Source organism: Rhodococcus sp. NPDC056506, from assembly GCF_042794945.1.
In the GTDB taxonomy this organism is placed as follows: Bacteria; Actinomycetota; Actinomycetes; order Mycobacteriales; family Mycobacteriaceae; genus Rhodococcus_F.
In genome coordinates this window covers 1-8780 of sequence record NZ_JBHTSW010000036.1, presented here as the reverse complement: position 1 = coordinate 8780, position 8780 = coordinate 1, and the positions used below count along the sequence as shown (strand labels likewise).

Annotated in this window: 8 protein-coding genes; 4 read left to right on the top strand and 4 right to left on the bottom strand. The window is 65.3% G+C overall.

Features of this window, described 5'->3' with window-relative positions; all coding sequences use genetic code 11:
- Window positions 1-123: 123 nt before the first annotated feature.
- Complete coding sequence (locus tag ACFQ6H_RS22935) at window positions 124-1224, bottom strand: NlpC/P60 family protein (protein WP_378450024.1); 1101 nt, start codon at window positions 1222-1224, stop codon at window positions 124-126.
- Between the two features lie 205 nt (window positions 1225-1429).
- Here ACFQ6H_RS22935 and ACFQ6H_RS22930 point away from each other — a divergent pair, with 205 nt between their 5' ends.
- Window positions 1430-1675: a hypothetical protein gene (locus ACFQ6H_RS22930; protein ID WP_153211881.1), complete on the top strand. Its 246-nt coding sequence runs from the start codon at window positions 1430-1432 to the stop codon at window positions 1673-1675.
- Window positions 1672-2466: an FAD:protein FMN transferase gene (locus ACFQ6H_RS22925; protein ID WP_378648792.1), complete on the top strand. Its 795-nt coding sequence runs from the start codon at window positions 1672-1674 to the stop codon at window positions 2464-2466. Before ACFQ6H_RS22930 ends, ACFQ6H_RS22925 begins: the two co-directional genes overlap by 4 nt.
- Window positions 2467-2472: 6 nt before the next feature.
- Here the strand turns inward: ACFQ6H_RS22925 and ilvA are convergent, their stop codons facing one another.
- The 3 genes from ilvA to ACFQ6H_RS22910 form a co-directional block, all read right to left on the bottom strand.
- On the bottom strand, window positions 2473-3636 hold the full coding sequence (gene ilvA / locus ACFQ6H_RS22920; RefSeq protein ID WP_378648850.1) for a threonine ammonia-lyase: 1164 nt from the start codon (window positions 3634-3636) through the stop codon (window positions 2473-2475).
- Between the two features lie 135 nt (window positions 3637-3771).
- A complete protein-coding gene (locus tag ACFQ6H_RS22915) occupies window positions 3772-4944 on the bottom strand; it encodes a cystathionine gamma-synthase (protein ID WP_007728802.1) in 1173 nt (390 codons plus the stop codon).
- A gap of 44 nt (window positions 4945-4988) precedes the next feature.
- A complete protein-coding gene (locus ACFQ6H_RS22910) occupies window positions 4989-6374 on the bottom strand; it encodes a cystathionine beta-synthase (protein ID WP_230814199.1) in 1386 nt (461 codons plus the stop codon).
- 80 nt (window positions 6375-6454) lie between these two features.
- On the opposite strand from ACFQ6H_RS22910, the gene ACFQ6H_RS22905 reads away from it, so the two are divergent.
- Both ACFQ6H_RS22905 and ACFQ6H_RS22900 read left to right on the top strand, forming a co-directional pair.
- A complete protein-coding gene (locus tag ACFQ6H_RS22905; RefSeq protein WP_378450101.1) occupies window positions 6455-7417 on the top strand; it encodes an SGNH/GDSL hydrolase family protein in 963 nt (320 codons plus the stop codon).
- Window positions 7418-7538: 121 nt separating this feature from the next.
- Window positions 7539-8756 carry an acetyl-CoA C-acetyltransferase gene (locus ACFQ6H_RS22900; protein ID WP_277377443.1) on the top strand — a complete coding sequence of 406 codons (1218 nt, stop codon included), beginning with the start codon at window positions 7539-7541 and terminating at the stop codon, window positions 8754-8756.
- Window positions 8757-8780: the final 24 nt, after the last annotated feature.

Below are 8780 nucleotides of genomic sequence, written 5' to 3'. Positions count from 1 at the left end.
CGGCCACTACCACCCTCTCCTCCCCCCCCCCCCCCCATAACACTCCCCCCCTCTCAAACCCCCCCCCCCCCGCGGGGGGGGGGCCCCGCTTCTTGCTCGATCGGCGTTGCAGTTCCGGCGCACTCACACCACGCGGCGAGCTTTCATTCCGGCGAAGATCGGGCCGACCTTCACGACGTCGCCGAACGTGGGTGCGTGAAGCATCTGACCGTTGCCGACGTAGATCGCCACGTGGCCGGGTCCGCCTGCCTGCCAATTGCCGAACAACAGGTCACCGGGCTGCGCCTGGTCGAGCGGGATCTCGACGCCGACGCCCCACTGCGTCTCGGAGGTCCGCGGCAGCGTCACGCCAGTTGCCGCGTGGATCGCGTACGACGTCAAGCCGGAGCAGTCGAACCCGCCCATCGACGGCCCGTTGACGTTTCCGCCGCCCCACACGTAGGGCAATCCGAGAAACTTCAGACCGGCCTCGACGACGCCGCCCACCGCAGCGGCGAGGTTGTTGTAGTCGAAGGGTGCGAGCATGAGGGCGAACGAGTCCTGCAACGATTTGATCTGGGCGACAAACGGAGCGGCGGCCGCCTGCTCGGCGGGAACGTCGCCTGACTTGTCTGCCGGAACGCCGCCCGCTTCACGAACGGCGTCGGGCCCGACGTCGTATGCCGCGAGCGCGAGGTCGACGGTATCGCCCTCGACTTCACCGGATTTCTGCCAGGACTGCGCTTGCTTGACGAGATCGCACAACCGGTAGCCGGTTGTCATCACCGGATCGGCGACGCCCAGAATGTCCATCTTCCCGTCGCCGTCACCGTCTTTGCCGTAGGCAGTCCACGCCGCGGTGGTGAAGCGGCCAGGCCCGCGTCCGCCCTCAGGTGAGATGTCGGTGTCGGGTCCGTACTTGAATCCGTTCTCGACCGAGTACAGCGAGGCGATCACCGCGGGCGTGATCTCCGAGCAGAGAGCACCCGCCTTCTTGATCCACGGCGCGAACACTGCCACCGCTCCCACGGGCGCCAACGTCGCTCCCGGAAAGTTGGAAGGCACGGAAGGCACGATTCCCTCAGGTGTGTCCTGTGTTCGCGCCGGCCCGTTCCAGGCTGCAAGTGAGACTGCAGCATTCGAAGACTCGTTCTTCTCGACTTGAGCGGGCGCGCCGAGAGTTCCACTCATCACGCCCAGTGCGGTGCCGATCGACACAGCGATCGCCAGAACACCGACTGCCATCCGAACCTCCGATAAACCTCTGAAAACCCTTGTACGTGGTCGTACCCGAAACTTGTCGGTGCGAACATCTACTCTTTCGAACATGCATTCGACACGGCTAAGTCTCGCGACTCCTGTAACCAATGTCTCATTTATCTCGGTGGGCGTTACGCAAATGACTACAGACGCCAAGGCTTTTCTCAGGTTCGGCGTGCAAGCTGAGTGCATGAGCGACGATCGGCCACGACCCGCCCGGGGACGCACTACGGTGTATCGACCCGTTCGCCTCGCCCTCGCAGCCACGGCTGTGGCGGGAGCACTCGCAAGCGGCGGACTTTCTCTCGTTTCTTCTCCTACGGCCACGGCGCTCGCGCCGGACACCTCGGCTTCTCACACCAAGAATCCCGTAGCGAAGCGGCCCGTCGTGGTCGCCGGATTCGGAACCCCGGACGCCGTCTCCAACGGTTCGTGAGCACTCTGCGCTCGGCGTCCGAGTGGCTCACCTGGGGTGTGCAGGCTCGGGTCGTCGTCACCGATCCTGAAGTCCTGCCCTCCGCGGCCAGCCTGGTTCGCGGGTACCTCACCGCTGCCGACGCCGCCACCAATCGAGATCGTGCCGACTCCGAGATTCGGACCTACGTCAGCGCCGCAAGCAACGTCGAAGGCGTCGCCGTCACACCCATGTTCGCGCACTTTCTCGAGGACGCGTTGGCTGTCGCACGATTGACCGACGGCAAACTCACCCCAACGGCCGGCTCGGCAGACCCTCACTCCTGGTGGAAGATTCGCGTCGAGAACAACCGTGTGTACAGCCCGGACGACGTCGTTCTCGACCTGTCCGCGACTGCCCGCGCCAGTTCAGCGGACCACTGCGCGGCCTCCACGGCCACACTTCTCGGGTGCGGAGTGTTGGTCGGCCTCGGCGGCGACATCGCCGTTGCCGGCGCGGCGCCGGAAGACGGCTGGCAGATTCAGGTTCAAGACCTGCCCGGGGATCCGACGTGCCAGGTAGCTCTCCCGTCCGACTGCGGCATCGCCACGGCCAGCACCGTCAAACCATTGCATCGCGAATCGACGGCGACGCCGATGTGGCGGACGGTGTCAGTGATTGCATCGTCGTGCGCCCAGGCCGCCGCATTGAGTCGTGTTGCGGTCGGCATGGGCGGTTCGGCCATCGACTGGCTACATCAACTCGACGTACCCGCCAGACTGGTCGACCAGGAGTTCCGCGTGACGGTTCTGGGCGGCTGGCCTGACGAGTAACACGCGTCAGTTCTGCAGGCGTACTGCGTAGCCGGCGCGGTCGAAGGCCGTCAGAAGTTCCGCCTTGTTGTCCGGACCACGCGTCTCGACGGTGAGGAAGACCTCCACTTCGTCGAGTGCAAGTTCGCCACCGGTACGGGAGTGGATGACGTCGACCACGCTGGCACCATTTGCCCGAACCACTTCGAGCAGCGAGACCAGCGCACCCGGCCGATCGTCGATGGTGATGTGAACGCCGAGGAACCGTCCGGCTGCCCGCAGTCCGTGTGAGATGACGTGCGTGAGCAGCAGCGGATCGATGTTGCCGCCGGACAGCACAGCGCATACCGGCCCGGTCAGTCCCAATTCCTCCGGCGAGCACGTCATCAACGCGGCAACGGCCGCGACGCCTGCCGGTTCGACGATCAGCTTGGCGCGTTCGAGGCACAGCAGCAGCGCTTTGGACAGCGCTTCCTCGCTGACCGTGACCACCGCGTCAACGTGTGCGGCAACTTCGGCGAACGGAACCTCGCCAGGGCAGCCCACGGCGATGCCGTCCGCCATCGTCGACATCGACGCCAAGGCCGTCGGCTTCCCGGCCGCCAACGACGCCGGCCAGGCGGCCGCAGTTTCGGCCTGCACTCCGACGATGCGCACCTGCGGGCGTACAGCTTTGACTGCTGCAGCCACTCCGGCGATCAATCCACCGCCGCCGGTGGGAACGAGAATCGTGCCTACCTCGGGGAGTTGCTCGAGGATTTCCAGGCCCACCGTGCCCTGGCCCGCCACGACGTCCTCGTGGTCGAACGGGTGGACCAGAACTGCTCCGGTTCGGTCCGCGAATTCGCGAGCGGCCACGAGCGCTTCGTCGACAGTCGAACCGTGCAGGTGGACCTGAGCTCCATATGCCTTGGTGGCCACCAACTTCGGCAGCGGCGCACCCGTCGGCATGAAGACGGTCGACTTGATTCCCAATTCTGTTGCAGACCAGGCAACTCCCTGCGCATGGTTACCGGCACTGGCCGCCACCACGCCCGCTGCCCGTTCCTCCGGGGATAAATTGGCGATGCGATTGTAGGCACCGCGCGGCTTGAAAGAGCCGGTGCGTTGCAGGTTTTCACATTTCAAGCTCACGGCGAAGCCGGTGGTTTCAGACAACACTCGCGAGGCCACCACCGGGGTGCGGCGCATGACCGGCGCGAGAAGTTGCTGTGCAGCCTTTATCTGTTCGAGATTCACGCATGCCTCCAGAAAGTGCGCCTCCACACCCTCGTGAGGTGTGAAGGCGCACTGCAGGTTCGAATTCGAATTACCGTAGAGCGAAGATCAGGACAGTGCTTGCTCGATGTCGCCGACCAGATCGGAGGCGTCTTCGATGCCGACCGACAGGCGCACCAGATCATCGGGAACCTCGAGCGCGGAACCGGCCGTCGAGGCGTGAGTCATCGCACCGGGGAACTCGATGAGGGATTCGACTCCGCCGAGAGATTCTGCCAGCGTGAAGATCTCGGTGCGCGAGCACAGGTCGAGAGCTGCCGCCTTGCCACCCTTGAGGCGCACGGAGATCATGCCGCCGAAGCGTCGCATCTGCTTGGCCGCGACCTTGTGCGACGGGTGCGAAGCCAGGCCCGGGTAGATGACGCTGGCAACAGCGGGGTGACCGTCGAGCAATTCGACGACCTTCTCCGCGTTGTCACTGTGACGCTCCATGCGCAGCGCCAGTGTCTTGATTCCGCGCAACGTCAGGAACGCGTCGAACGGGCCGGGAACGCCGCCCGATCCGTTCTGCAGGAACGCGAAGGCCGTGTCCAGTTCTTCGTCGTTGCAGACGAGAGCGCCACCGACCACGTCGGAGTGTCCACCGATGTACTTGGTCGTGGAGTGCAGCGCGATGTCGGCGCCGAGCTGCAACGGCTGCTGCAGGTACGGCGACGCGAAGGTGTTGTCCACCACGATCTTTGCGTTGCCCTCGTGGGCGACCTCGGCAAGGAGCTCGATATCACCGATATTGAGCAGCGGGTTCGTGGGCGTCTCGACCCAGACCAGCTTGGTATTGGACTTCATCGCCGCGCGCACCGCATCGACATCGGACACCGGAGCCGGGGTGTACTCGATCCCCCACTGCGTGAACACCTTGTCGATGAGACGGAAGGTTCCGCCATACGCGTCGTCGGGGATGACCAGGTGATCGCCCGGTCGAAGTACCGAACGGAGCAGGCAGTCGGTGGCCGCCATTCCCGAACTGAACGCTCGACCGTAGGTTCCGGATTCGAGCGCGGCAAGGTTCGCCTCGAGTGGGCGACGGGTGGGGTTACCCGTTCGCGCGTACTCGAAGCCACTGCGCATTCCACCGACGCCGTCTTGGGCGAAGGTGGAACTCGCGTAGATCGGCACGTTGACCGCACCGGTCAGCGGATCGGGTTCGTAACCCGCATGCACCGCTTTCGTGGAGAAACCCTGCCAGCTGATGTTGTCGGCCTTGCTGCGTTGCTCACTCATGGTCCCCAGCCTAATGGCGCCGGTGCCGGCGCAGGAATCCGAACTCAGGAATCCGAACTCAGGAAACCCAGGAGATCGTGGCGCGTGATGACACCGACCGGCTTGCCGTCGTCGACCACCATGAGTGCGTCGGTGTCACCGAGCGCCTTCGTGGCCGCCGAGACCGGCTCGCCGGAACCGATGAGCGGGAACGGCTTGCTCATGTGCTTCTCGACGGAATCGGCAAGGTGCGCACGGCCTTCGAACACCGCACTCAGCAGATCTCGCTCGGACACACTTCCGGCGACTTCGCCTGCCATGACCGGCGGTTCCGCACCGACGACGGGCATCTGGGACACGCCGTACTCGCGCAGGATCTCGATCGCGTCGCGCAGGGTCTCCGACGGGTGGGTGTGAACGAGGTCCGGCAGCTCGCCCGACTTGCCGCGCAGCACGTCGCCGACAGTGGGAACGTTCGTCTTGCCGTCGAGTGGGGTGCGCAGGAATCCGTACGACGCCATCCACTGATCGTTGAAGATCTTGGACAGGTAGCCGCGGCCACCGTCCGGGAGGAGGACGACGATCAGGGCGTCGGGGCCCTCGCGCTTGGCTACTTCGAGGGCAGCGACGACGGCCATACCGCAGGAACCGCCGACCAGCAGTCCCTCTTCACGGGCGAGGCGACGCGTCATCTCGAAGGAATCGGCGTCCGAGACGGCGATGATCTCGTCCGGGATGGACGGGTCGTATGCGGTCGGCCAGAAGTCTTCGCCGACGCCTTCTACGAGGTACGGGCGACCGGTGCCGCCGGAGTAGACGGAGCCTTCGGGGTCTGCGCCGATCACCTTGACCTTGCCGCCCGAAACTTCCTTGAGGTAGCGGCCGGTGCCGGTGATGGTTCCGCCGGTGCCGACGCCCGCGACGAAGTGCGTGATCTTGCCGTCGGTGTCAGCCCAGATCTCGGGACCGGTGGTCTCGTAGTGGCTCTCCGGTCCGCCCGGGTTGGAGTACTGGTTGGGCTTCCAGGCGCCGGGGATCTCACGGGTGAGGCGGTCGGAGACGCTGTAGTAGCTGTTCGGGTTGTCCGGCGCGACGGCCGTGGGGCACACGACCACCTCGGCGCCGTAGGCACGCAGGACGTTGCGCTTGTCTTCGCTGACCTTGTCGGGGCAGACGAAAACGCACTTGTATCCACGCTTTTGCGCCACGAGCGCCAAGCCGATTCCGGTGTTGCCCGAAGTCGGTTCGACGATGGTGCCGCCCGGCTTCAGTTCACCCGAAGCCTCGGCTGCGTCGATCATCTTGACGGCGATGCGGTCCTTGGAGCTACCGCCCGGGTTGAGGTACTCGACCTTGGCTGCCACCGTGCCGAAGTTTTCGCCCGTGACGGACGTGAGCTTGACGAGTGGGGTGTTGCCGATGAGGTCGACGACGTGTTCCGCGATGCGCATTCGTCCATGTTCCCAGATAGAAGAAAACGGTGCGCGCGGACGTCGGGCGAAGGCGGTGCAATCCGGCTAGATTGGCAAGTGTGAGTCGAACCGGACTGAAAGCGTCGGTGGCCACGGTGGTGGCCGGATCGAGTGCAGGCACGCTCTCCTGGTTGGGCTACAACTATCTGATGTCGCAGGCAGGTGCGGCGCGTGGGGTGATCGGTCGCAATATCGCCAAGCCACCCGAGGCGGACGGCGTGTACGCGCCCGGCGCCGACAACCCGGAACTCTGGTGGCGGGCCGTGCCCTTCGATCTCCACTTGATGATCTTCGGCGATTCGTCTGCGGCCGGCGTCGGCGCGCTGACGGCGTCGGAAGTTCCGGGTGTGCAGGTCGCGAAGCAGCTCGCGAGTGAAACCGGGAAACGAATCCGCTTGAGCACCAAGGCCATCGGCGGCGCCACCTCACGCGGGTTGAGCGGGCAGGTCGACGCCATGTTCGTCGCCGGCCCTCCCCCGGACGCTGCGGTGATCCTGATCGGCGCCAACGACGTCACTGCCAAGAACGCAATTCACGCGTCGGCGAAACGCCTCGGCGACGCGGTACGACGCTTACGCGAGAGCGGCGCCGTCGTTGTTGTCGGCACCTGCCCAGATCTGGGGGTGGTCACGGCAATCCCGCAACCGCTGCGCTCCGTGGTGCGTGAATGGGGTCATCGTCTGGCGCTCGCCCAGGCGGCCGCGACCCGAAACGCGGGGGGTCATCCCGTTCCACTAGCTGACCTGCTGGCCAAGGAATTCCTGGCCTCGCCCGACACGATGTTCTCGGCCGACCGTTTCCACCCGTCCGCGGCCGGATACGAACTCGCGGCGAAGCAGATCGTCCCGGTTCTCGCGTCGGCGCTGGGCGAGTGGCAGGGTGGCCCGCTACCCGAACTCCCCCACGTCTCGGAGGCGGCGCAAGCTCGCACCGTCGCGGCCCGACTGACGGCGGCGGCAACCCAATGGAAAGCTTTCGCGCGACGCACCAAACCTGCAGGTCAGCGCCACGACGTCAACTGAGTGAGACTGCGTGACCACCATCTGGGAGTGGCAACGTAAATTGTAAGTCGAAGCTGCATTCAACTTGCCCTGCTCGACGGCGTTTCAAGCCGGCCCCGAGCAGTACACAAAAGGAGTTTTCATGCCCGAGGCAGTAATCGTCTCAGCAGTACGGTCGCCCATCGGCCGCGCAATGAAGGGTTCGCTCAAGGACATCCGCCCGGATGACCTCGCGACTCAGATGGTTGCCGCCGCGTTGGCAAAGGTCCCCGAGCTCGACCCCACCGAGATCGACGACCTCATGCTCGGTTGCGGCCAGCCCGCCGGTCAGTCGGGCTTCAACATCGCCCGCGTCGTCGCCGTCCAGCTCGGCTACGACTTCCTCCCCGGTGTCACGGTCAACCGTTACTGTTCCTCCTCGCTGCAGACCACCCGCATGGCTCTGCACGCCATCCGCGCAGGCGAGGGCGACGTCTTCATCTCCGCCGGCGTCGAGTCCGTCTCCAGCTTCATCACGGGCAACGCCGACGGCCTCCCCAACACCAAGAACCCGCTCTTCGACGCAGCGCAGGCCCGTAGCGCCAAGCTCGCCGAAGGTGGAGTCGCCTGGACCGATCCTCGCGAAGAAGGCCTGATCCCCGACGTGTACCTGGGCATGGGCCAGACCGCGGAGAACGTCGCTTCCGCCACCGGCATCACCCGCGAAGACCAGGACCGCTGGGCAGTTCGCAGCCAGAACCGCGCCGAGGAAGCCATCGCTCGCGGCTTCTTCGAGCGTGAGATCACGCCCGTCACCCTCGCCGACGGCACCGTCGTCTCCAAGGACGACGGCCCCCGCGCCGGCACCACCTACGAAGGCATCAGCGGCCTCAAGCCCGTCTTCCGCCCCGACGGCACCGTCACCGCGGGCAACGCCTGCCCGCTCAACGACGGCGCAGCCGCACTGGTGATCATGTCCGACACCAAGGCAAAGGCACTCGGCCTGACCCCGCTCGCTCGCATCGTCTCCACCGGCGTTTCGGGCCTGTCGCCCGAGATCATGGGCCTCGGCCCGATTCAGGCCGTCAAGAACGCCCTGAAAATCGCCGGCAAGTCGATCTCCGACATCGACCTGTTCGAGATCAACGAGGCATTCGCCGTGCAGGTCCTCGGATCCGCTCGCGAACTGGGCATCGAAGAGGACAAGCTCAACATCTCCGGTGGCGCGATCGCGCTGGGTCACCCCTTCGGTATGACCGGTGCCCGTATCACCAACACCCTGATCAACAACCTGCAGGAGCAGGACAAGACCTTCGGCGTCGAGACCATGTGTGTCGGCGGCGGACAGGGCATGGCAATGGTGATCGAGCGCCTCAGCTGATCCCCTGAGCACGTCGAAAGCGGC

Excerpts from the sequence above, each read along its gene's own strand:
- ACFQ6H_RS22935 (WP_378450024.1), bottom strand. The coding sequence starts at position 1,224 with ATGGCAGTCGGTGTTCTGGCGATCGCTGTGTCGATCGGCACCGCACTG.
- ACFQ6H_RS22930 (WP_153211881.1), top strand. The coding sequence starts at position 1,430 with ATGAGCGACGATCGGCCACGACCCGCCCGGGGACGCACTACGGTGTAT.
- ilvA (WP_378648850.1), bottom strand. The coding sequence starts at position 3,636 with ATGCGCCGCACCCCGGTGGTGGCCTCGCGAGTGTTGTCTGAAACCACC.
- ACFQ6H_RS22915 (WP_007728802.1), bottom strand. The coding sequence starts at position 4,944 with ATGAGTGAGCAACGCAGCAAGGCCGACAACATCAGCTGGCAGGGTTTC.
- ACFQ6H_RS22910 (WP_230814199.1), bottom strand. The coding sequence starts at position 6,374 with ATGCGCATCGCGGAACACGTCGTCGACCTCATCGGCAACACCCCACTC.
- ACFQ6H_RS22900 (WP_277377443.1), top strand. The coding sequence starts at position 7,539 with ATGCCCGAGGCAGTAATCGTCTCAGCAGTACGGTCGCCCATCGGCCGC.